The following is a 23,273-nucleotide window of genomic DNA, read 5'->3' on the forward strand; positions in this document are numbered from 1 at the left end:
TGGCCCGGCACCCGTCAAATGCCGATCCGCCCGAAACCCGGCAGCTTGATGCCCGGCCGGCGCAGGTCGAGCCCGGCGACGGCGCCGAGGAAATTGAGCTCGATGCCCTCCACCCAGGCGACGGTGAGGCCGAGATAGCCGTCGAGCGTCACCCGGAGGCCGGTGCGCGAGGGCGCGAGCCCGAACCAGCCGCCATCGACTGGATAGTCCTTGCCGATGGCGGTGGGCGGCAGGGTGACGCCAAGTTCCGGCACCTGGCCGATCACATGGGCAATGAAGCTGTTGGAGTTCGGCCCCGGCCAGACATGGTAGTCGCCGGCCTTGCCATAGGGATAGGAGGCGACCGCCGCCCGCAGCTTCGGAATCAGCCGCTCGGCCTCCGCGCCGGTGGCGTCGAACACGATCTCTGGGTCGTTGCCATACCAGCGCCCGTCCGGCGCATAGCCATTATGGCGGATCGGCCGGCCCCAGCCGACCTTGTCGTAGCGCTCATAGGCCCCGGCGCCCGGCTCCTTGAACACGAGCCAGCTATGCACGGCGAAGATGCCGCGCCAGCGCCCGACGCGGGCGGCATAGATGCGCACCATCGCCTCCGGGTGGGCATCGGCTGCCGGCAGCGTGCCGGTGCTGGACCAGTCGGCGCTGCCCCAGCTGCGCGACCAGTCGGCCGTCTGCCACTGCACCAGCGCATGCGCGCCGAGCGGCAGGATGAAGAGCAACAGGAAACCGAGGAGCATGAGACGGAGGGCTTTCAGCATCGGCCGCGAACATGGCTCCTAAGCCTAGGCATTTAAAGGGGAAGCACCGGCCGCGCGCGAAAACGTGTCCACGCCGTCCGCCTTTGCCGCTGCCGCGCGTGGCGCCGCTGTCTTGCGCGCGTCGCCCCATAGGGGTCAGATGGCGCGGCGTGCGCATCGAAAGGGGAGGCGGCATGAACGGCGGAACCAGCTTCTTCGGCGAGCTTCTCGGCAGCATTGCCGAGCGCGGGCGTGCGCTGCTGGACCTCGGCCGTGAGCGCCGACCCACCGGCGAGGCCCGCACCGCCAGCGTCGCCGAACTGTGCGAGCGGTTGCTCTCCGGGCAGGGTGAAGCCTCCGGCGTCGCACTGGCGCAGGAAATCCTCGCCGCCTATGCCGGGCTGCGCAGCGGCGAGCGCATCGCCTTCTTCGAGACGCTGGCGCAGGATTTCGGCCCCGATGCCGCCCGGCTGGACAAGGCGCTGGCGGCCTACGCCGCCCATCCCGGCGCGCGCAGCGTGGCGGAGATTCACTTTGCCAGCGAGCCGCGCCGGCAGGAACTGATCCGCCGCTTCAACCTTGCCCCCGGCGCCACCGCCCGGCTGGTGGCGATGCGGGCCGATCTGCTCGGCTTCCTGCGCCGCCGCCCCGACCTCGCCGAGGTCGATCGCGACTTCGTTCACCTCTTTGCTTCCTGGTTCAATCGGGGGTTCCTCGTGCTGCGCCGGATCGACTGGTCGACCCCCGCCAATGTCCTGGAAAAGATCATCCGCTACGAGGCGGTGCATGAGATCCGCGACTGGAACGATCTGCGCGCCCGCGTCGATAGCCCCGACCGGCGCTGCTACGCCTTCTTCCATCCCGCACTGGTCGACGAGCCGCTGATCTTCGTCGAAGTGGCGCTGACCCGCGAGACGCCTTCCGCCATCGCGCCGATCCTCGACACGGCACGCACGCCGCTGGCGCCGGAGAGCGCGCGCACCGCCGTGTTCTATTCCATCTCCAACTGCCAGACCGGGCTCGGCGGGGTCAGCTTCGGCAATTTCCTCATCAAGCAGGTGGTGGCGGAAATCTCCCGCGAATTCCCCAATCTGAAGGAGTTCGTCACCCTCTCCCCCGTGCCCGGCTTCCGCGCCTGGGTGGAGGGGCAGCTCGCCGACCCCGCCTCCACCGTTCTCACGGCGGGGCAGCGCACCGCGCTCGCGGGCCTTGCGGCTAAGGAGGCGCCCGATGTCCCGGCACGTGAGGCGCTGCGCCCGGTGATCGAGGCGCTGGCGGCGCATTATTTCCTGATCGCACGGTCTCCGAAGGGCAAGCCGGTGGACCCGGTGGCGCGCTTTCATCTTGGCAATGGCGCGCGGCTGGAGCGCCTCAACCCGTTTGGCGACCTCTCGGCGCGCGGCATGGCCCAGTCCTACGGGCTGATGGTGAATTACCGCTACATCGCCGAGGACATCGAGAAGAACCACGAGGCGTTCTTCGATCGCGGCACCATCGTCGCCAGTCCGCAGGTGCGCAAACTCGCCCGCGCCGAGGAGACGCCGAAGCCGCCGGCGCTGCGCGAGGTGGCCGGTTAACGAAAGGCGGCGCCCGCCCCGCGCGCTTGACAGGGCGGCAGCCCTTATGCCCGATGCCGCGAGGCGGACCGGCGGGGGCTCGCCGGGCAGGCGGAGCGTTCCATGCGGTTTCTACCCCATCTCCTCAAGCGGTTCGTCCATAAGGGCCAGCTGACGGTCATCGAGCCCAATGGCACGCGCACCGTCTTCGGCAGCGGCGAGGACGGGCCGAATGTGGTGATGCGGCTGAAGGACGAAAAGCTCGACCGCGAGCTGTTCTTCAACCCCGAACTCGTGTCGGCCGAGGCCTATATGGATGGCCGGCTGACCTTCGAGGACGGCTCCACCGTCTATGATTTCCTCATGCTGTTCTCGGTCAACCGGCGCGGCCTCGCCTCGCATCCGGTGCAGCAGGCGCTGCGGCGCTCCTGGCGCGCGCTCAAGCGCTGGCACCAGTCCAACCCGCTCGCCCGCTCGGCCAGCAATGCCCAGAGCCATTACGACCACCCGCCGGAATTCTACCGGCTGTGGCTCGATTCGCGCATGATCTATTCCTGCGCCTATTTCCCCACGCCCGACGCCTCGCTGGAAGAAGCCCAGGAAGCCAAACTGCGCCACATCGCCGCCAAGCTGAAGCTGGAACCCGGCATGCGGGTGGCGGAGATCGGCTCGGGCTGGGGCGCGCTCGCCATCTATCTCGCCGAACTCGGCGTGCATGTCACCGCGATCAACGTCGCCACCGAACAGCTCGCCGAATCGAAGAAGCGCGCCGAGGCGGCCGGCGTCGCCGACCGCATCACCTTCTTCGAGCGCGACTATCGCGAACTCACCGGCCGCTTCGACCGCATCGTCTCCGTCGGCATGATGGAGCATGTCGGGGTCAATCATTTCGACGACTATTTCAACACCATCAAGCGGCTGCTGGCGCCGGGCGGCTTCGCGATGATCCACGCCATCGGCCGCATGTCGCCGCCCGGCTCGACCGCGCCCTTCATCCGCAAATACATCTTCCCCGGCGGCTATGTGCCTGCCATGTCGGAAGTGTTCACCTCACTGGAGCGGGTCGGGCTGTGGACGGCCGACTGCGAGATCCTGCGCCTGCACTATTACTGGACCATCCGCCACTGGCGGCAGAACTTCGAGGCCAAGCGCGGCGAGGTGGTGGCGATGATGGGCGAGCGCTTCGCCCGCATGTGGGAGTTCTACCTCGTGGCAGTGGAACTCGGCTTCCTGCACGGCTCGAACATGGTGTTCCAGCTGCTGCTGTCCAATGAGCGCGACGACGTGCCGGTCATCCGCGACTTCATCACCGATGGCGAGCGGGCGCTGGCCGCGCGCCCCGTTCAGCCGCTGCCGCCTCAGTAGCTCTTGAGCCCGTCCCGGCTCAGCACCGCCAGCGCGGTGCCCCGGCCTTCCAGGGCGATGTCGGCTTCCCATGCGCCGCAGCGCACCCGCCTTGTGCTGCGGGCGGTCTCGTCCTGCCAGGGGTCGATCGCCATCACCACGCAGGAGCCGTCATCCAGTTCGATGGTGCGCACCAGAGGCTGGCGCGCGCGCCAGGCGGCATGGGCCGGGGTATCGATGACCAGCCGGCCGCGGCCGATCTTGTCCGACAGCGCCGCCACGCGCTGCAGCGAGCGGACATAGCGCGGGAGCTGCGCATAGGGCGGGCGCGCGGTTTTCAGTTGCGGCTCCCAACCCCACAGCACCACGCCCTTGGCGCCGCTGAAATAGGGAATGATCGCCATCGCCTCGGCGAGATAGCCGGGCACTTCCTTCCCGCTCAGCTCGGCATTCGAAATGTGGAACAGCATCCACTCATAGGCATAGACCGGCTTGTCGCCGAACGGGCGGGTCCGCAGGTAGTTCTCCTCGACATTCGCCGCCATGTAGAAGACCGAGTCGGGCTTGTCGTAGAACAGGTAGATGCTGGAAATATAGAAATCGACATGGGGGTCGATAGACTCCCAGAGCAGGGCATCGGTGCGGTGCGAGCCGTCGATCTGCGCCGCATCCTTGCCGGAGATGCCCCAATAGTCACGCCGGAATGGCTGCGGGCCATAGAGCCCGACCACGGCGTCGGGGTAGCGTTCCTTGGTCCAGAGCAGCGGCAGCCAGAACCATTCCGCCCATTTCTTGTAATAGGCCGCCTCGAACGCCGCCAGCGAGGTAGTGCCGGAGGCAAGACGGGCCGCCGTATCGCCATGCGCCTTCTCGATCGTCTCGACGAAGGGGAATTCGATGTCCTGGACGTAGATCCCGCTGGGCTTGCTGTTCTCGATGGCGCGGCGGACCACCAGCTCGAAATTGGGCGGCATGTCCCAGGGATTGGCGCTTGGCCCGTCCTTGGAGGGGTTGATGTCCCGGCGCGGCTTGCCCCAATAGTCCGTATAGGTGTTGACCAGCGTCACCGGCTCAAAGCCGCGGGCATAGGCTTCGGTGTTGTTCTCGGCAAAAGGGGTGAGCACGTTCCAGAACGCCTTCAGTCCGCCCTTCATCTCGAAGCGGGGAATGTCCGACCAGCGCAGCGTCTCGCCGCCCGGTTGCTGGCTGAAGGCGGGGGCGGGCGACAGCACGGCGAGCGCCGGGGCAAGCAGGAGCGCGAGCAGAGCGGCCGCGCCGCTGCCAGTCCGGGGGATCGTCATCCACTTCTCCGTCGCCATCTCGTCGAGAGGATTCATACGCCAAATCGAGCCATTTGATGGTGGCGCGCCCGCCGGGCACGGGCGGAAACGGCGCTGCGGCGGGAAGCGTGGAACCCGGCGAGGGGGATTGCGTTCTCCGTAGCTACTGACCGCCTGTGAAAGCCGAAAAGTTCCCGTATGCCCCTCGCCCCGTGTCGTCCGTCGCCCTGTTCGCGGCCTCGCCGCCACCGTCCGAAGCCCTTGGCGGCGGGCATGTTCCTCCCCGCTTCCGGCCTCGTCGGCCCGGCCGCGCGCGCGAAGGCCGGGGCGTTGCATGTCGGTGGGTGAGCGGGTCGACCTTTCCAATTGCGATCGCGAGCCGATCCACATTCCCGGCAGCGTGCAGTGCCATGGCTGCCTCATTGCCTGCGATCCGCAGGGCGGGGTGGTGCATCGCCATTCCAGCAATGCGGCCGAGATGCTCGCCCTGACGGGGGACCTCATCGGCCGCGATCTCGCCGATCTGCTCGGCCCGCAGGCAGCCACCCGCATCCGCGAGGCGCTGGTGCGCGGCTCGGACCCGTCCTCGCCGGCGCTGCTGTTCAATGTCGAGCTGGCCTCGGGCGGGCGCTTCGACGTGTCCGCCCATGTGTTCAAGGGCGTCAGCCTCATCGAATTCGAGGTCGCCTCGGCCGAGGACGGGCCGGCGCTCGACCTCGCGCGCTCCATGTTCGCCCGCGTGCGTGGCGAGAAGGACATCGACAAGCTGCTCGAACACTCCTCGCGGCTGATCCGCAGCCTGCTCGGCTATGACCGGGTGATGATCTACCAGTTCGCCGAGGACGGCGCCGGGCAGGTGGTGAGCGAGGACAAGCGCGAGGATCTCGAGAGCTTCCTGCACCAGTGGTTCCCCGCCAGCGACATTCCCCAGCAGGCGCGCACCCTCTATGTCCGCAACATCGTCCGCGTCATCGGCGATGCCAATGGCGAGCGCTGCCCGCTGGTGCCGGAGGAACACCCGCTCGACGACCCGCTGGACCTGTCCTTCGCGCATCTGCGTTCGGTGTCGCCGATCCATCTGGAATATCTGCGCAATATGGGGGTCGCCGCCTCCATGTCGATCTCGGTCATCGTCGACGGCCAGCTCTGGGGCCTGGTGGCGTGCCATCATTACGCGCCGCGCGTGCTGCCGATGGCGGAGCGGGTGGCGGCGGAGATGTTCGGCGCCTTCTTCGCCCTGCATCTGCAGGCGCTGAAGCAGAAGCGCACGCTCGATGTCGCCACCATGGCGCGCCGCGCGCTCGACCGCGTGCTGCGCCTCGCCTCGCAGGAGGAGGAGATCGGCGAATTGTTGCGCGCCAACCTCGCCGACTTCGCCAAGCTGATGCCCTGCGACGGCATCGGCCTGTGGCTCGGCGGGCAGTGGAGCGCGGAAGGCGCGGTGCCGCCGGCCTCCGACATTCCCGGCCTCGCCAATTTCATCGGCGAGCGGGCCGAGGGCAAGGTGTGGGCGAGCCACGAACTCTCCGCCCTCTGGCCGCGCGCGGAAGCGTTCTGCGCCGAGGCGTCCGGCGTGCTGGCGCTGCCGCTGTCGCAGCTGCCGCGCGACTATCTCCTGTTCTTCCGTAAGGAGATCGTCCACACGCTCGACTGGGCCGGCCGGCCGGAAAAGACCTATGAGACCGGCCCGCTCGGCGACCGGCTGACCCCGCGCAAGAGCTTCGCCATCTGGAAGGAGACGGTGCGCGGCAAGGCCAGCCCCTGGACCGAGGCCGACCGCGAGATCGCCGAGGCGGCGCGCTCCACGCTGGTGGAAATCGTGCTGCGCCATAATGAGCTGATGGCCGATGAGCGCGACAAGGCCGACACCCGCCAGCGCCTGCTCAATGAAGAGCTGAACCACCGGGTGAAGAACATTCTCGCGGTGATCAAATCGCTGGTGGAACACTCCCTGCGTGACGGCCGCAGCACGCAGGATTATGTCGACAGCCTGCGCGGCCGGGTGCAGGCGCTGGCCATCGCCCATGATCAGGTGGTGCGCGGGGCGGGCGGCGGCTCGCTCGGCGACCTGTTGCGTGCCGAACTCTCGCCCTATGGCGGCGACGGCTCCCGGCTGACGCTGAGCGGCCCTACGGTGTGGCTCGACGCGCGCGCCTTCTCGGTCATGGCGCTGGTGCTGCACGAACTCTCCACCAACGCCGCGAAATATGGCGCGCTGTCGCGTCTTGGCGGGCGGTTGGAGGTGACCTGGCGCGTCAACCCGGAGGGCGATTGCGAGGTGGTGTGGCGCGAGCAGGGCGGGCCGGACGTGGTCGCCACCGGACGGCGCGGCTTCGGCATGGCGCTGATCGAGCGCAGCGTGCCCTATGATCTCGGCGGCACCAGCCGGCTGGAATTCGCGCCCAGCGGCCTCGTCGCGAATCTCTGCCTGCCTGCCCGCCATATCTCCACCTCGTCGGGCGAGGCGGGGGAGGGGGCCGAGGGCGACGGGCTCGGCGCCACCCCGGCACAGCCGGAGCCATTGTCGGAACTGGGCGTGCTGCTGGTGGAAGACCAGATGCTCATCGCCATGGATGTGGAGATGATGCTGAACGATGCCGGTATCGACAATGTGGTGACGGCGCCCTCTGCCGCCGAGGCGCTACGCCGGCTGCAGGACTTCACCCCGGATGTGGCGGTGCTCGATGTCAATCTCGGCGCCGGCACCTCGGCCCCGGTGGCGCAGGAACTGCGGCGGCTCGGCGTGCCCTTCCTCTTCGCCACCGGCTATGGCGACCGCTCGATGATCCCGGCCGGCTGCGAGGACGTGCCGGTGCTGCCCAAGCCTTATGAGAGCGAACCGCTGATGAAGGCATTGCGCGAGATCTGGGAGCGCCGGGCGGCCTGACGCCGTTGCCGTCACGGCCGATGGGCGGCCGCAGCAACAATTCTAGCCGCGCGCGGCGGGCTTCCCGACCGGCTCCGTGCCGTAATAGGCGAGGAAGATCGCGACGGCGCGGTCCACCGTGGCCTCGATCTGCGAAGGCGTGGGCTGCTGCTCGGTGCCGAACAGCAAGCCCTTCACCTGATTGCTCTGGCACAGGTTGAAGAACACATAGGCGGCGGCGAGATCGTCATCGATGGCGAGCCGGCCGAGATCTGCCTGCTGGCGCAGCAGATCGGCCAGCCTCTGGCCGCCATGGCAGGGGCCGGCCTCGAAGAAGGTGCGGCCGACGCGCGGAAACCGCTCCGCCACCGCGATCACCATGCGCACCAGCCGGATATGGTCCGGCTGCACCATCATGGTCATGAAGGAAATGCCGATCCGGCGCAGCAGGCTCGCCACATCGTCGATCGAAGGGTCGACCACGAACAGGTGCTCGGCGGAGCGGGCGCGGTCATTGTGAACCAGCGCCTCGAAAAGCTCTTCCTTGCTGTTGAAATAGACATAGATCGTCGCCTTGGAGACGCTGGCCGCCTTGGCCACCTCGTCCATGCTCGCGGCGTCGAAGCCCTTTTCGAAAAAGACCTTCCGCGCGCCGTCGATGATGTCGCGGCGCTTGGACGATTCCGGCTCGGTGCGCGCAGGCGCGGCGGGCGTTTCGATCTCAATCATGCTCATGGCTATCCCCAGCCCCCTGATAGGGCGCGCGGAGCGCTGTTGTCAAAGCTCTTGACTAAACTGTTTAGTTTGATATGTAAAGCACCAGAGTGAACTGAACGGTTTAGTTACGTTACGGAGGGTGGCATGGCGCAGGCTGAGATCAAGGCAGTGCCGGAGACGGCGGGGCGGCAATCCGCCGAGCCGATCCCGCTCACCGCGCGCAAGCCGGCACCGGACGCGGCCACACCCGTCGCGCCGTCCGCTGAAGCGGCCCCCAAGCCGCCGCGCTCTCGCAAGAAGCTCGTTCTTGGTGCGATCCTGCTCGCCGTGCTGGCGGGCGGGGGGCTTTATGGTGCCGATTGGTGGCGCGTGGGCCGGTTCATGGTCTCCACCGACGATGCCTATGTCGGCGCCGATACCTCGATTCTCGCCGCCAAGGTGGCCGGCCATGTCGTGGCGCTCGATGTCGAGACCAACCAGAACGTCAAGGCCGGCGATGTCATCGCCCGCATCGACGATGGCGACTACCGGCTCGCCCTGAAGGCCGCGGAGGACAAGATCGCCACCCAGCAGGCGACCATCGACCGCTATGGCCAGCAGATGGCGGCGGCGCGGGCGGAAATCGACCAGGCGCAGGCCGAACTGGCCTCGCAGCAGGCCGAACTGCAGCGCGCCGATCTCGAACTCACCCGCCAGACCCAGCTGATGAAGGACCAGTTTTCCAGCCGCGCCACGCTGGAAACAGCGCGCGCCGACCGCGACAAGGCGCAGGCCGCCGTCGATGCCGCCAAGGCCAAGGTCGTCTCGGCTCAGGCCAATGTCGCCGTGCTTGACGCCCAGCGCACCGAGGCGCTGCGCACGCTCGACGAGTTGAAGACCGCCCGCGACCAGGCCCAGCGCGACCTCGACTTCACCCTCGTCAAGGCCCCCTTCGATGGCGTCGTCGGCAATCGCGCGGTGCAGCTGGGGCAATTGGTGCAGGCTGGCACGCGCATCGCCGCGCTGGTGCCGATGGCGCAGGTCTATGTCGACGCCAATTTCAAGGAGACGCAGCTTGGCCGGCTGCATCCCGGCCAGAAGGTCGATGTCGCCGTCGACGCCTATCCCGACGAGACCTTCCACGGCCGCGTGGTCAGCGTCGCGCCGGCCTCGGGCTCGGTGTTCAGCCTGCTGCCGCCGGAGAACGCCACCGGTAACTTTACCAAGATCGTCCAGCGCGTCCCGGTGCGGATCGAGCTGGATGAGGTCGCCCGCGACAAGGCGGAGCTGCGCCCGGGCATGTCGGTGGTCGCCACCGTCGACACCCGCGGCTGAGCCTTCAGGAGGCGCGCATGTCCGACATCACAGCAACGCTTGGCGCCGCGCCCCGCGCCGCCTCCAGCGAGGGGAGGCGCATGTTCGCCTTCCTGTGCATGGTGTTCGGCATGTTCATGGCGATTCTGGATATCCAGATCGTCTCCGCCTCGCTCGCCGAGATTCAGGCCGGGCTTGCCGCCTCCTCCGACGAAATCTCCTGGGTGCAGACCAGCTACCTCATCGCCGAGGTGGTGATGATCCCGCTGTCCGGCTTCCTGTCGCGGGCGCTGTCCACGCGCTGGCTGTTCGCCGCCTCGGCGGTGGGCTTCACCGTCATGAGCTTCATGTGCGCCACCGCGACCTCGATCGACCAGATGATCCTCTATCGCGCGCTGCAGGGCTTTCTCGGCGGCGGCATGATCCCGACCGTGTTCGCCGCCGCCTATTCCGTCTTCCCGCGCGAGAAGCAGGGCGTGGTGGCCCCGCTCATCGGCCTGGTGGCGACGCTGGCGCCGACCATCGGCCCGACCATTGGCGGCTATCTCACCGATCTGTTCTCCTGGCACTGGCTGTTCCTCGTCAACATCATCCCCGGCATCTTCGTCGTCATCACCACGGTGACGCTGGTGGATTTCGACGAGCCCGACCTCGCTCTGCTCGACCGCTTCGACTGGTGGGGCCTCCTCTTCATGGCCGGCTTCCTCGGCAGCCTGGAATTCGTGCTGGAGGAGGGGCCGACCAATGACTGGTTCGAGGATGAGTGGATCCTCATCTTCGCCGTGCTCGGCGCCGTGTCGGCGGTGGCGTTCTTCGCCCGCGTCTTCATGGCCCGCGAGCCGGTGGTGAATCTGCGCGCCTTCGCCAACCGCAATTTCGCCGTCGGCTCGGCGTTCAGCTTCGTGGTCGGCATCGGGCTTTACGGGCTGACCTATCTCTACCCGCTCTATCTCGCCCGGGTGCGGGGCTACTCGGCCCTGATGATCGGCGAGACAATGTTCGTCTCCGGCCTCGCCATGTTCCTGTGCGCGCCCATCGCCGGCCGGCTGATGGGCAAGGTCGATCCGCGCGCCATGATCGCCTTCGGCTTCGCCGCCTTCGCGGTGGGCACGTGGCAGGTGACCGGGCTGACCAAGGACTGGGATTTCTGGGAACTGCTGGTGCCGCAGATCCTGCGCGGCGTCGGCATCATGATGGCGATGATCCCGATCAACAACATCTCGCTCGGCACCCTGCCGCCGGACCAGCTGAAGAACGCCTCCGGCCTGTTCAACCTGATGCGCAATCTCGGCGGCGCGGTGGGGCTCGCCCTCATCAACACCGTGCTCAACGACCGCTGGGACCTGCACCTCGCCCGCCTGCACGAGAATGTGCAATGGGCGAATGCGGCGGCGGTGGAGCGGCTCGATTCCATGACCCGCGCGCTGTCCGCCCTCGGTTCGGATGCCGGCACGGCGGCGCTGAAGCGGATGGCGGGGCAGGTGCGCATCCAGGCCGAGGTGATGGCGTTTTCCGACGTGTTCCTCGTGCTCACCGTGCTGTTCGTCGTGCTGTTCTTCGCCGCCCCGCTGCTGCGCCGTCCGACGCACAAGGTGGAGGGCGGGCACTGAAATCTCCGCTTCCCCGCCCGGCCGCACGGACGTGACGGGGTCGAACGTCATGGCCGGGCGAGGCCCGGCCGCCGCGCCCTCGGGAGGCCGCCCCCTCCACCCGAAGGCGCGCGGCCCGGTGCCCGCCCGGCCATGACGCACTCGCCTGCCGCCTGCGCGCGCCAGAGGCTCCCCTTACCCTCGCCCTTGCCGTTTCCCCCGCGCTCGGCTATGACCTTGCGCCAGAGCAACCTCGCGAGAGCCGAGCCGTGACGACTTCGTCCGCCCGCCGTTCTTCCGCGACCCCGACCGCGCTGCGGTTTGCGGGGAAGGTTCTCCTTGCGTCCGGGCTCCTTCTTCTTAGCCGCCCCTGAGGGCCGGCCGGGCTTCGCGCCTGGGCGCTCAGGGGATGACGCCTCCCGCCACACTGTCAGACAGGCAACGGACGATGCCGCACGGGCCAGAAGGCCCTGCCGCTCCCGGTGCCGGAGCCGAGAAGGAAGCCCACATGTCCAACCCTCATGACCGCGTCGTCATTTTCGACACCACGCTGCGCGACGGCGAGCAGTGCCCCGGCGCCTCGATGACGCTGGAAGAGAAGCTGGAAGTCGCCGATCTGCTCGATACGATGGGCGTCGATGTGATCGAGGCCGGCTTTCCCATCGCCTCCAACGGCGATTTCGAGAGCGTCGCCGAGATCGCCCGCCGCACCAAGCGGGCGGTGGTCGCCGGCCTCGCCCGCGCCATCCCCGCCGATATCGCCCGCGCCGGCGAGGCGGTGAAGTTCGCCCAGCGCCCGCGCATCCACACCTTCGTTTCCACCTCGCCGATCCATCTCGAACACCAGATGCGCAAGACGCAGGATCAGGTGATCGACATCATCACCGCGACGGTGACGCAGGCGCGCAACCTCGTTGACAACATCGAATGGTCGGCGATGGACGCCACCCGCACGCCCATCGACTATCTCCAGCGCTGCGTCGAGACGGCGGTGAAGGCCGGCGCCACCACCATCAACCTGCCGGACACGGTGGGCTATGCCACCCCGTCGGAGTATGAGGCGATGTTCCGTCAGGTGCGCGCCTACATCCTCGACCGCGTGCCCAATGGCGAGCAGATCATCTTCTCCGCCCATTGCCATGACGATCTGGGCCTCGCCGTGGCCAATTCGCTGGCGGCGCTGGCCGGCGGCGCGCGGCAGATCGAATGCACCATCAACGGCCTCGGCGAGCGCGCCGGCAATGCGGCGCTGGAAGAGGTGGTGATGGCCATCCGCACCCGCGGCGACGTGCTGCCCTATGCCACCGGCATCGAGGCGACCATGCTGACGCGCGCGTCCAAGCTGGTCTCGGCCGTCACCTCGTTCCCGGTGCAGTACAACAAGGCCATTGTCGGCCGGAACGCCTTCGCCCATGAGAGCGGCATCCACCAGGACGGCATGCTCAAGAACAACACCACCTATGAGATCATGACCCCCGACAGCGTCGGCGTGTCGAAGACCTCGCTGGTGATGGGCAAGCATTCCGGCCGCGCCGCCTTCCGCGACAAGCTGAAGGCGCTGGGCTACGAGCTGGGCGAGAACGCGCTGAACGACGCTTTCAGCCGCTTCAAGGAACTCGCCGACCGCAAGAAGGTGGTCTATGACGAGGACATCGAGGCGCTGGTCGATCACGAGATCGCCGCCGCCCATGACCGCATGAAGCTGGTGTCGCTCAGCGTCATCGCCGGCAGCCATGGCCCGCAGCGCGCCACCATGAAGATGAAGGTGGACGGCATCCTCGTCACCGAGGAATGCGAGGGCAATGGCCCGGTGGACGCGGTGTTCAACTGCATCAAGGCCATCGTCCCGCATGAGGCGAAGCTGGCGCTCTATCAGGTCCACGCGGTGACCGAGGGCACGGATGCGCAGGCGGAAGTCTCTGTGCGGCTGGAAGACGGCGATAAGGCGGTGACCGGGCGCGGTTCCGATCCCGACACGCTGGTCGCCTCGGCGCAGGCCTATATCATCGCGCTCAACAAGCTGGCGACCAAGCGCGGCAGCCTGAACGCGCAGGCGCAGCCGGCGGCGGAATAGTCCGTTCCGCGCGACGCGCATCGCCCCTGAACGACGAGAGCCCCGGCCGATGGCCGGGGCTCTTTTTGTTTCAACGGCGCGGGCCTGTCGCGGCGGCACGGGCGGTGGCGGCCATAATACTGCCGGGCGCATCGGGGATGGCTTTGGCGACCACCGGAGGCTCCCTGTGCCGGCCCATCCTGCATGATCGCCGTCTCGTCCCTGCCGGACGCCGTCCACGGTCTGCTGGAAGCTGAAGAGCGCCGGCCGCCGCCGGCCCGCTCCGCCGCCGAGGCCGCGCGGCTCGCCGCCTCCGCGCTGCTGCATCTCGGCGTGCTGGCGGCGCTTGTGCTGGTGGGGGCGAGGGGTTTTCCCGAACCGGCAGACGCGCCGGCGCTGGAAACCGAGATCATCAGTTCCCGCGATTTCGCGGCGCTACGTGCCGTCCCGGCGCCGGTCGTTTCTCCGGCCCCCGTGCCGTCATCGCCGGCGGCGGAGGCCTTGCCGCGCGTGGGCGCGGCGCCGCCCCCCGTGCCTTCCCCCGCGGTGCCGTCGCGTGTGCCGTCCGCAAAGTCCACCACCCATCCGGAGATGATACGCCCTGCGCGGATGCTCTCGGAACAGGCGCTGGACAGCCCGCGCAGCCGGGGCCTGCGCCGCGAACTGGCGCGCCTCGGCGAGGAGGATCGCCTCGCCCAGCTCTGCGATTTGGAGGCGATGGAGCAGATCCACGTCTGGCGCCCGGAGTTCCAGCCCGACCGGCTGGTCGACTACGCCTCGGGCGATACATCGCTGGAGGGAGCGGTGTTCACCGCCAAGGGCGGCGCCTTCCGCAGCCAGCGCCACTGGTATGAGGTGTCGTACCGGTGCGAACTCGACCCGCCGCTGCGCAAGGTAGTGGGGTTCGCCTTCCATGTCGGCGCGGCCATCCCGCGCGAGGACTGGGCTTCCTACAATCTTCCGGCCGTTCATTGAGGGCGGAGAGAGGCGGCAAAATCTCGCCTTGCCCGCGGGACCCCAGCCCTTCCTCCGACAGCGCGGAGCGGTCCCCCGACAGGAAGGACGTAGAAGCGCAGAGGTGACAGCCATTCCGGTGGCATCGACGTCACCGGAATGGCTCCAACGGGAAGGCGCCCCGCCTTTACTGCGCGCCGGGCGGCACGGGCGGCTGACCGGGGCCGCCGGGGCCAACCGGACCTCCCGGCCCACCCGCCCCGCCGCCGGGCGGGCGCGGCTGGCCCTGCGGCGGACGCGCCGGCTGGTTCGGACCGGGCTGGCCCTGCGGGGGACGGGCCTGCTGTGCCCCCGGCTGCTGCGGACGCTGCTGCATCTGCTGCTGCATCTGTTCCTGCCGCTGCTGCTGCCGGGCGCGCTGCTGTTCCTGTTGAGCGTCCTGCACCTGCTGGCGCTGCTGCTGGCGGGCGCGCTGCTGTTCCTGCTGGGCGTCCTGTTGCTGCTGGCGCTGTTGCTGGCGGGCGCGCTGCTGTTCCTGCTGAGCGTCCTGCTTCTGCTGACGCTCCTGCTGCTGGCGCTCGCGCACCTCCTGGTTCCGCTTCGCCCGATCGGCATTGTTCAGCGGCGCCGGATTGGGGGGCGGTCCAGCCGCCGCGGGCGGTTGACCGGGCACGGGGCGGGGGGCGCCCGGCCCGCCGGGGCCGGCATTGGGACCGCCCGCACCAGGCGGCGTCGCTCCGGGCGCACCGGGGCCGCCGGGCCGGCCGGGGCCGGCGTCGGGGCCATTGTTCGGACCGCCCGGACGGGGCGGCGTCGCTCCGGGCGCACCGGGGGCGCCGGGCCGGCCGGGGCCGGCGTCGGGGCCGCTATTCGGACCGCCCGGACCGGGCGGCGTCGTTCCGGGCGCACCGGGCCCGCCGGGCTGGCCGGGGCCGGCGTCGGGGCCGTTATTCGGACCGCCCGGACGGGGCGGCGTCGCTCCGGGCGCACCGGGGCCACCGGGACGGCCGGCGCCGGCGTCGGGGCCGTTGTTCGGACCGCCCGGACGGGGCGGCGTCGCTCCGGGCGCACCTGGCCCGCCGGGCTGGCCGGGGCCGGCGTCGGGGCCGTTATTCGGACCGCCCGCACGAGGCGGCGTCGCTCCGGGCGCACCGGGCCCGCCCGGCGTGCCGGGCGCGACCACGGGTCCGTTGTTCGGGGCGCCGGGGTTGGCGCCGGGGGCCGCCGGTCCGCCGGGACGGCCGGGTCCCATGCCGGCACCGCCGGGACGCGGGCCCGGCTGGTTCTCGATGCGGTCCACCACACGCTGCGCCTTGGCGCGCTGCTCGGCGCGCATCTTGTCAAAGATGGCACGGCGCTGTTCCAGCGCCTCGCGCTGCTGGCGCTGAAGCGCCCCGGCGCGGGCCTCCGCCTGCCGCCGCTCTTCCAGCATCTGGTTGGCCCGCTCGCGCTCCAGAAGCTGCACCTGCTGGCGGAACCGGTCGGGGTTCTCGAAGCGGCGTTCGCGCAGATCGCGCCGGTTGTCGGGGGTGAGCACATTGAGCAGCGCCGCCGAGGGGGCGAGCCAGCCCGGCACGTCGCGGTCCTCGCTGACATATTGCCGGATCAGCGGCCGGCGGTCGGGCTCGATCTCGCGCACATAGCGCGGCGGGGGGCCGCGCCGGTCGCCGAAATCGAGGCGCGGCGCGAAGATGCCGAGCCGGCCGCCGTTTCCATCGAAGAACACGTCGTCGCGATTGTCGACATAATAGACCTCGCGCGTCACCAGCCGCTCGCGCACCGGCGCGGCATAGACATTGGTGCCGAAGCCGCGATTGACGTAATAGCCGTCATCCCAGCTCGGCTCATAGATGTCCGGCGCGGCCTGCAGATAGACGTTGATCTGCGGGATTGGCGCGACATGGACACCAATGTCCTCCGCCGCCATGTAGCGGTCCTCGACGAACACCCAGCTTTCCGCCACGGGCGGAGCATAATGCGCGGGCCGGCCCACGGCGTAGCCGGGGCGATCCGGCGCGATCGGCGCCCAGCCGGTGCGCCCGCCGCCGCGCCGCCACGTCACCCAGGCGGGCGCCCAGGTGTCGCCGGGCACCCAGAACCAGCCATAGGCGGGGTCATAGCCCCAGCGGCCATAATGATAGGTCGCCCAGCCGAAGGGCTCATAGGATTCCCAGTACCAGCCATACTGGTCGGTCCACACCCAGCGCCCTTCCTGATAGGGCCGCCAGCCGGGGCCGACATCGCTGGGAATGAAGACATAATCGTAATCGGGATGGGCGACCCAGGTGCCGAAGCGGCCCAGCTGGTCATAGAACAGGTTCACGTCCATCGTCGCGGCGCCGCCCTGCGGGCCGGCCTGCGCCAGCCGGATCGGCGCGTTCTGCGCGAAGGCGGGCAGTGTGGCGACGCCGGCGAGAAGGCTCGCGCCGATCCCGGCGGCGAGCAGGGGACGGGTCAGGCGAAGCATGGGGCACCTCCGGCAGCTTTGCGGTGGTGTTCAACGCCGCCGCCGCCGGAAGGTTTCAAATAATTGCGGCGTGTCTGGGCCGGTTCACCGGCGCAAAACGCTTCCGGTCAAGAAAGCGTCAAAAATATGATGCCGCCATGTCTCGCGTCCTCTATCTCCGACGCAAGAAGTCGCAAGGTGAGCGGCGCGCTTATTTTCCGCCGGTGGCTTGCCGCCAGATAATATCCTGCAAGTTGCGTATAGTGTCGTGCTCATCGTCCAGTGCAACGCCGTCCAGCGCCGTCACCGGGCGGAGGAAGCGCACGGAATTGGTGAGGAACACCGCATCCGCCCCGGTGAGCGCTGCCGGCGCCAGCGGGCGCTCTTCCACCGCCAGCCCGAGACGCGGCGCCGCCTCGATCACCAGCGCGCGCATGATGCCGGGCAGGCAGCCCTCGCGGAGCGCCGGCGTCACCAGCCGTCCGGCGATGAGCGCGAACACATTGGCGATGGTGGTGCAGGCGACGCGGCCCCGCGTGTTGAGGAGCAGCGCGTCGTCCACCCCGGCCGCCGCCGCCTCGCGCGCGGCCAGAATATGGTCGAGATAGCCCAGCGTCTTGAGGTTGGCCGTGGGCGAGAATTCGTTGCGCCGCCCGGTGGCGGTGATCAGCCGCGCCGGCTGGCCGAGGAGGGCAGGGGACCAGGGCGCGCGCGTCACCACGACGGTCGGCGCCCCCGCGCTGGTCGGCCACAGGCCGCGCGCCGCCGTGCCGCGCGTCACCGTGGTGCGCAGAATGGTCGGCTCCGCCGTCAGGGCCGCGTCGAGCGCCGCCTCGACCGCCGCCGCCTCAAGGACGATGCCGATCCGCTGCGCCGCCGCCACCAGCCGGCCGACATGGCGCGCGCGGGCGAAGACCGCCCCGTCCAGCGCCAGCGCGGTGTCGAACACCCCGTCGCCGAGCGTGAAGCCGCGATCCTCAATGCTGACGACCCCGCTCACGCCGCGCTCTCCCGCGCCCGCGCCAGTTTCAGGAAATTGCCCAGCAGCGCGTAGCCATCCGGGGTCAGCACGGATTCGGGGTGGAACTGCACGCCATAGGTCGGGTGGGTGCGATGGGCGAGGCCCATGATCTCGCCATCCTCGCTCCAGGCGGTGGCGATCAGCGGCGCGCCCTCGTCCAGCTCCACCGCCAACGAATGGTAGCGCCCGGCCGGCAGCGGCGAGGGCAGGCCGGCAAACACATCCGTGCCGGCATGGCGCAGCAGCGAGGCGCGTCCGTGCATCGGCTCCCTGGCGCGCACCACGCGCCCGCCAAAGGCCTGGCCGATGCATTGGTGGCCGAGGCAGATGCCGAGAATCGGCAGCGTGCCCGACAGCGCACGCACCGCCTCCAGCGAGATGCCGGCCTCGTTGGGCGAACAGGGGCCGGGCGAGATCACCAGCGCCTCCGGCGCCCTCGCCGCGATGGACGCAAGGTCCAGTGCGTCGTTGCGGGCGACCTCCACCTCTTCGCCCAGCTCGGTGAGATAGCGCGCGACGTTGAAGACGAAGCTGTCGTAATTGTCGATCAGCAGGATCACGGCGCCGCCCCCTCGGTGAAGGCGCGAAACAGCCGCTCGGCCTTGGTCAGGCTTTCCGCATGTTCGGCGGCGGGATCGGAGAGGGTAGTGATGCCGCCGCCGACGCCGAAGCTGGCGCGGCCGCCTTCCACCGTCACCGTGCGGATGGCGATGTTGAAATCCATGGCGCCGTCGAAGCCGATATAGCCGATGGAACCGCAATAGACCCCGCGCGGCCGGCCTTCCAGTTCGTGGATAATCTCCATGGCGCGGATCTTCGGCGCGCCGGTGATCGAGCCGCCGGGAAAGGAGGCGGCCATCAGGTCCAGCCCGTCGCGGCCCTCCTTCAATTCGCCTGTCACCACCGAGACGAGGTGGTGGACATTGGCATAGGTCTCCAGCCCGCACAGGCGCGGCACCTTCACCGTGCCGGGCCGGCACACGCGCGAGAGATCGTTGCGCAGCAGATCGACGATCATCACGTTTTCGGCGCGGTCCTTCTCGCTGGCGGCGAGCGCGCGGCCGCGAAAGGCGTCGAGCGTCGGCTCCACCGAGCGCGGCAGCGTGCCCTTGATCGGGCGGGTCTCTACCTCGGCGCCGACAAGCTTGACGAAGCGCTCCGGCGAGGAGGAGGCGATGAGACGGTCCTCATTGACGATCAGCGCCGCGAAAGTGGCGGGGTTGGCGCGGCGCAGCTGGTCATAGAGGGCGAAGGGGTCGACGGCGCCGACCTCCGCCTCGAAGCGCTGGGTGAAATTGGCCTGGAAGATATCCCCGGCGCGAATGTAGTCGATCACCCGGGCGACGGCGCCGCGATAGCCCGCCGCGTCGAAATTGGAGCGCCAGTCGCGCGCGCGCACCGGCGCGCCCAGCGGGGCTTCCGGCGCCGCCAGCCGGGCGCTGGCCTCATGCAGCCGTTCGCGGGCGCGGCGGGCGCGGCGGGCGGGGTCCGTTTCCGGCCAGCCGGTGGAAATGAGAAAGGCCCGTTCCGCCACCACGTCGAAGGCGGCGACGAGATCGTAGAAGCCGAGGTCGATTTCCGGCCCCTCGCCGGGCTCGGCCTGCGGTGTGGGGAACCGGTCAAACAGCCGGCCGGCCTCATAGGCGATATAGCCCGCCGCCCCGGCCTGAAAGCCGGCCTCGCCCGGCAGGCGGGGCTGGGCATAGGCGTGGAGCCGGGCACGCAGCGCCTCCAGCGGCGGAGCGTCTTCGCGCACCCCGTTCCAGTGCGCGACACCGCCTTCGCTGCGGAAACGGCCGAAGGGCTCGGCCATGACATAGGACCAGCGCCCGAGCACCGGGTGGCGCATGGCGCTGTCGAGAAAGGTCAGCCCCGCCACCGGCGCGCCATCGCGCGTGCCCAGCCGGCGCGCGGCCAGCCAGGGCTCCTGCCAGGCGATTTCGACGACGAGGGGAGGCGGCTCCTGAATCATGCCGCGAATATGGAACGTCGCGCGACGGGTTCCTAGAGCAGTGATGCGCCCTGCGCCTCCCAGCCATGGATATGTAGGGCGCAGCGTGTTTTCTAAGCCAAAGGGCCACTTGACGCTGCGTTGCGCGGGTGGTGGCCTAGTCTCCCAACAATACGGCGCCCGCGCGGACGGGCGACCGTGCAATCAAACAGGCTCAACACGTCTCGGGAGGGACATATGACGAACTTCAAGGGGGCGGCCACGGCCCTTGCGGCCTTCGCGCTGATGGCAATGCCTTTTGGCGCTGCGGTTGCGCAGGATTATCCCAACCGTCCGGTGACGATGGTGGTGCCGTTCGCCGCTGGCGGACCGACGGATACGGTGGCGCGGCTGATCGCGGAATCGATGTCGCGCACGCTCGGCCAGCAGGTGGTGGTGGAGAATGTCGGCGGCGCCGGCGGCACGCGCGGGGCCGGGCAGGTGGCGAAGGCCGCGCCCGATGGCTACACCGTGCTGCTGCACCATATCGGCCAGGCGACCGCCGCCACGCTCTACCGCAAGCTGCCGTACAACGTGCTCACCGACTTCGAGGAAGTCGGGCTCGTCACCGACGTGCCGATGACCGTCATCGGTAAATCGACGCTGGAGCCGAAGGATGCGAGCGAACTGATCGCCTATGTGAAGAAGAACAAGGACGCCGTGATCTACGGCAATGCCGGCGTCGGTTCGGCCTCGCATCTGTGCGGCATGCTGTTCATGTCGGCGCTGGACACACAGATGACCACCGTTCCCTATCAGGGCACGGGCCCGGCCATGAACGACCTGGTCGGCGGGCAGATCGACCTGCTGTGCGACCAGACCACCAACACGACGGGCCAGATCAAGGCCGGCAAGGTGAAGGCCTATGGCGTCACCACCAAGGCGCCGGTGAAGTCGCTGCCCAACCTGCCGACGCTCGATTCCGCCGGCCTGCCCGGCTTCGAGGTCGCGGTGTGGCACGGGCTCTACGCCCCCAAGGGCACGCCCAAGGCGGAAATCGACAAGCTCAACGCCGCCCTCGTCGCCGCGCTGCAGGACCCCAAGGTCATCTCCCGCTTCGCCGATCTCGGCACCGAGCCGGTGGCGCTGGACCGCGCCACGCCGGAAGTGCACCAGAAATATCTGGAAGCCGAAGTCGCCAAGTGGAAGCCGGTGATCGAGAAGGCCGGCGTCTTCGCCGACTGACGCTGCCACCGGTCGTCGGCGCGCCCGTGTGGCGCGCCGGTTCCGCCCTGCCTCCTGCCCACGCTCTTGCCCGCCTGCCTGCGCTCACCCCGGCGGGCGGGCCCCATCCGGCCGCTGGACACATCCGATGACACGTTTCGTCAAAAGCCCGAAGGAGGTCGCGAGCGGTTTCCTGCTGGTGCTCCTCGCCGCCTTCTTCGCCTGGCAGGCGATGGACCTGCCCATGGGCCGCGCCATCCGCATGGGGCCGGGCTATTTCCCGATGATCCTAGCCGGCCTGCTCGGCTTTCTCGGACTCATCGTCCTCCTCACTGGACTCACACTCCACCCGGTGGCGGAGGAGGATGAAGGTCAGGAAATCGGGCTGCGCCGCTGGCCCTGGGTGCCGCTGGGGCTGGTGACGCTCGCGGTGGTTGTGTTCGGCCTCGGCATCCGCCCGCTTGGCCTCGGCCCCTCCATGGGGCTGGCGGTGTTCCTCTCCACCCTCGCCAGCCGCAAGTTCCGGCTGACCACCGCGCTGCTGTCCTCCGCGATCATGGTGGCGTTCTCCTGGGCGGTGTTCATCAAGGGGCTCGGCCTGCCGCTGCCCATGCTGGGCCCGTGGCTCGGCGGCTACTGAGGAGAGAACCCCATGGAAATCTTCGACAATCTCGCCCTCGGCTTCTCCGTCGCCGTCACCTTCCAGAACATCTTCTACTGCTTCATCGGCGTGTTGCTGGGCACGTTGATCGGCGTGCTGCCGGGCCTCGGCCCGGTGCCGACCATCGCCATGCTGCTGCCCATCACCTTCGGCCTGCCGCCGGTCTCGGCGCTGATCATGCTCTCGGGCATCTATTACGGCGCGCAATATGGCGGCTCGACCACGGCGATCCTGATCAACCTGCCGGGCGAAAGCTCCTCGGTCGTCACCGCCATTGACGGCTATCAGATGGCGCGTCAGGGCCGCGCCGGGGCGGCGCTCGCCACCGCCGCGCTGGGCTCGTTCTTCGCCGGCTCGGTCGCCACCTTCCTGCTCGCCGTCTTCGCCCCGCCGCTCGCCGACCTCGCGCTGAAATTCGGGCCGCCGGAGTATTTTGCGCTTATGGTTCTAGGGCTTGTGGCCTCCGTGGCCCTCGCCTCCGGCTCGGTGGTGAAGGCGCTGGCCATGGTGATTCTCGGTATCCTGCTCGGCCTGTCGGGCCAGGATGTCTACACCGGCACCCCCCGTTTCACCTTCGACATGCTGGAACTCGCCGACGGTGTCGAATTCGTCGCTCTGGCCATGGGCGTGTTCGGCATTGGCGAGATCGTCCGCAACCTGGAGGATGAGCACACCCGCACCGTGTTGGTGCAGAAGGTGAAGGGTCTGCTGCTGACGAAGGACGACATCAAGCGCATTATCGGTCCCATCCTCCGCGGCACCTTCCTAGGCTCCTTCCTCGGCATCCTGCCGGGCGGTGGGGCGATCCTGTCTTCCTTTGCCGCCTATTCGATCGAGAAGAAAATCTCCCGCCATCCCGAGAAATTCGGCAAGGGCGCCATCGAGGGCGTGGCCGGTCCGGAAAGCGCCAATAACGCCGGCGCCCAGACCTCCTTCATCCCCATGCTGACGCTCGGCATTCCCTCAAACCCGGTCATGGCGCTGATGATCGGCGCGCTGATCATCCAGGGCATTGTGCCGGGACCGAATGTGGTCAACGAGCAGCCGAACCTGTTCTGGGGCATCATCGCCTCGATGTGGATCGGCAATTTTATGCTGGTGGTGCTCAACCTGCCGTTGATCGGCATCTGGGTGCGGCTGCTCACCGTGCCCTATCACATCCTGTTCCCGCTCATCGTCGGCTTCTGCTGCATTGGCGTCTACAGCGTGAACAACAACGCCATCGACGTCTACACCATGGCGCTGTTCGGGGTGGTCGGCTACGTGCTGGTCAAGCTCGACTGCGAGCCGGCGCCGCTGCTGCTCGGCTTCATCATCGGCCCGATGCTGGAGGAATATCTGCGCCGCGCCATGCTGATCTCGCGCGGCGATCCGACTGTTTTCTTCACCCGGCCGATCTCCGCCACCATGCTCGGCCTCGCCATGCTGGCGCTGGTGGTTGTTCTCCTGCCCTCCGTCCGCAAGAAGCGCGAGGAGGCCTTCCAGGAATAAGTCGGTCGGCTCACCGAGCCTGTGGATAGATCAGGAAGCGCACCTGACCCTATGGACACACCCCGGGGGCTCTGCTACACGACCCCCCGTCCGCAAGGCCACGGTCTGCGG

General features: G+C 68.7%; 17 protein-coding genes. 10 read left to right on the plus strand and 7 right to left on the minus strand.

The window, feature by feature from the left end; translation table 11 throughout:
• Positions 1-14: 14 nt before the first annotated feature.
• On the minus strand, positions 15-758 hold the full coding sequence (locus ACP2AH_RS18415; protein WP_425107137.1) for a DUF3750 domain-containing protein: 744 nt from the start codon (positions 756-758) through the stop codon (positions 15-17).
• A 173-nt stretch (positions 759-931) separates the two neighbouring features.
• On the opposite strand from ACP2AH_RS18415, the gene ACP2AH_RS18420 reads away from it, so the two are divergent.
• The gene (locus ACP2AH_RS18420; protein ID WP_425107138.1) at positions 932-2,314 is read left to right on the plus strand and encodes a malonyl-CoA decarboxylase; all 1,383 of its coding nucleotides are present in this window, start codon (positions 932-934) and stop codon (positions 2,312-2,314) included.
• Positions 2,315-2,416: 102 nt separating this feature from the next.
• A complete protein-coding gene (locus tag ACP2AH_RS18425; protein ID WP_425107139.1) occupies positions 2,417-3,658 on the plus strand; it encodes a class I SAM-dependent methyltransferase in 1,242 nt (413 codons plus the stop codon).
• On the opposite strand, the gene ACP2AH_RS18430 is transcribed toward ACP2AH_RS18425, so the two are convergent.
• Positions 3,652-4,938 (minus strand): hypothetical protein, encoded by a 1,287-nt coding sequence (locus tag ACP2AH_RS18430; protein WP_425107140.1) that lies wholly within the window; start codon positions 4,936-4,938, stop codon positions 3,652-3,654. The genes ACP2AH_RS18425 and ACP2AH_RS18430 overlap by 7 nt on opposite strands.
• Positions 4,939-5,251: 313 nt before the next feature.
• Here ACP2AH_RS18430 and ACP2AH_RS18435 point away from each other — a divergent pair, with 313 nt between their 5' ends.
• Positions 5,252-7,804 (plus strand): HWE histidine kinase domain-containing protein, encoded by a 2,553-nt coding sequence (locus tag ACP2AH_RS18435; RefSeq protein WP_425107141.1) that lies wholly within the window; start codon positions 5,252-5,254, stop codon positions 7,802-7,804.
• Positions 7,805-7,846: 42 nt separating this feature from the next.
• Here the strand turns inward: ACP2AH_RS18435 and ACP2AH_RS18440 are convergent, their stop codons facing one another.
• Positions 7,847-8,518 (minus strand): TetR/AcrR family transcriptional regulator, encoded by a 672-nt coding sequence (locus ACP2AH_RS18440; RefSeq protein WP_425107142.1) that lies wholly within the window; start codon positions 8,516-8,518, stop codon positions 7,847-7,849.
• Positions 8,519-8,644: 126 nt separating this feature from the next.
• Here ACP2AH_RS18440 and ACP2AH_RS18445 point away from each other — a divergent pair, with 126 nt between their 5' ends.
• The 4 genes from ACP2AH_RS18445 (at position 8,645) to ACP2AH_RS18460 (ending at position 14,410) form a co-directional block, all read left to right on the plus strand.
• Positions 8,645-9,814 carry an HlyD family secretion protein gene (locus ACP2AH_RS18445; RefSeq protein ID WP_425107143.1) on the plus strand — a complete coding sequence of 390 codons (1,170 nt, stop codon included), beginning with the start codon at positions 8,645-8,647 and terminating at the stop codon, positions 9,812-9,814.
• A gap of 17 nt (positions 9,815-9,831) precedes the next feature.
• Positions 9,832-11,403 carry a DHA2 family efflux MFS transporter permease subunit gene (locus ACP2AH_RS18450; RefSeq protein ID WP_425107144.1) on the plus strand — a complete coding sequence of 524 codons (1,572 nt, stop codon included), beginning with the start codon at positions 9,832-9,834 and terminating at the stop codon, positions 11,401-11,403.
• A 487-nt stretch (positions 11,404-11,890) separates the two neighbouring features.
• On the plus strand, positions 11,891-13,456 hold the full coding sequence (locus tag ACP2AH_RS18455; protein ID WP_425107145.1) for a 2-isopropylmalate synthase: 1,566 nt from the start codon (positions 11,891-11,893) through the stop codon (positions 13,454-13,456).
• Positions 13,457-13,639: 183 nt separating this feature from the next.
• Positions 13,640-14,410 (plus strand): DUF930 domain-containing protein, encoded by a 771-nt coding sequence (locus ACP2AH_RS18460; protein WP_425107146.1) that lies wholly within the window; start codon positions 13,640-13,642, stop codon positions 14,408-14,410.
• 166 nt (positions 14,411-14,576) lie between these two features.
• On the opposite strand, the gene ACP2AH_RS18465 is transcribed toward ACP2AH_RS18460, so the two are convergent.
• The 4 genes from ACP2AH_RS18465 to pabB all read right to left on the minus strand — a co-directional run bounded on the left by ACP2AH_RS18465 (position 14,577) and on the right by pabB (position 19,828).
• Positions 14,577-16,856 (minus strand): DUF6600 domain-containing protein, encoded by a 2,280-nt coding sequence (locus tag ACP2AH_RS18465; RefSeq protein ID WP_425107147.1) that lies wholly within the window; start codon positions 16,854-16,856, stop codon positions 14,577-14,579.
• 190 nt (positions 16,857-17,046) lie between these two features.
• Positions 17,047-17,835 (minus strand): aminotransferase class IV, encoded by a 789-nt coding sequence (locus ACP2AH_RS18470; protein ID WP_425107148.1) that lies wholly within the window; start codon positions 17,833-17,835, stop codon positions 17,047-17,049.
• Positions 17,832-18,416: an anthranilate synthase component II gene (locus ACP2AH_RS18475; RefSeq protein ID WP_425107149.1), complete on the minus strand. Its 585-nt coding sequence runs from the start codon at positions 18,414-18,416 to the stop codon at positions 17,832-17,834. The genes ACP2AH_RS18470 and ACP2AH_RS18475 overlap by 4 nt, the downstream gene beginning before the upstream one ends.
• On the minus strand, positions 18,413-19,828 hold the full coding sequence (pabB, locus tag ACP2AH_RS18480) for an aminodeoxychorismate synthase component I (RefSeq protein WP_425107150.1): 1,416 nt from the start codon (positions 19,826-19,828) through the stop codon (positions 18,413-18,415). The genes ACP2AH_RS18475 and pabB overlap by 4 nt, the downstream gene beginning before the upstream one ends.
• 216 nt (positions 19,829-20,044) lie before the next feature.
• Between pabB and ACP2AH_RS18485 the strand changes: the two genes are divergently transcribed.
• From ACP2AH_RS18485 to ACP2AH_RS18495, 3 genes are all read left to right on the plus strand, one after another.
• A complete protein-coding gene (locus ACP2AH_RS18485; RefSeq protein ID WP_425107151.1) occupies positions 20,045-21,031 on the plus strand; it encodes a tripartite tricarboxylate transporter substrate binding protein BugD in 987 nt (328 codons plus the stop codon).
• Between the two features lie 127 nt (positions 21,032-21,158).
• The gene (locus tag ACP2AH_RS18490; RefSeq protein WP_421700410.1) at positions 21,159-21,650 is read left to right on the plus strand and encodes a tripartite tricarboxylate transporter TctB family protein; all 492 of its coding nucleotides are present in this window, start codon (positions 21,159-21,161) and stop codon (positions 21,648-21,650) included.
• Between the two features lie 12 nt (positions 21,651-21,662).
• Positions 21,663-23,162 (plus strand): tripartite tricarboxylate transporter permease, encoded by a 1,500-nt coding sequence (locus ACP2AH_RS18495; protein ID WP_425107152.1) that lies wholly within the window; start codon positions 21,663-21,665, stop codon positions 23,160-23,162.
• The last annotated feature ends 111 nt before the right edge of the window (positions 23,163-23,273 follow it).

Source organism: Ancylobacter sp., from assembly GCF_965249975.1.
GTDB lineage: Bacteria > Pseudomonadota > Alphaproteobacteria > Rhizobiales > Xanthobacteraceae > Ancylobacter.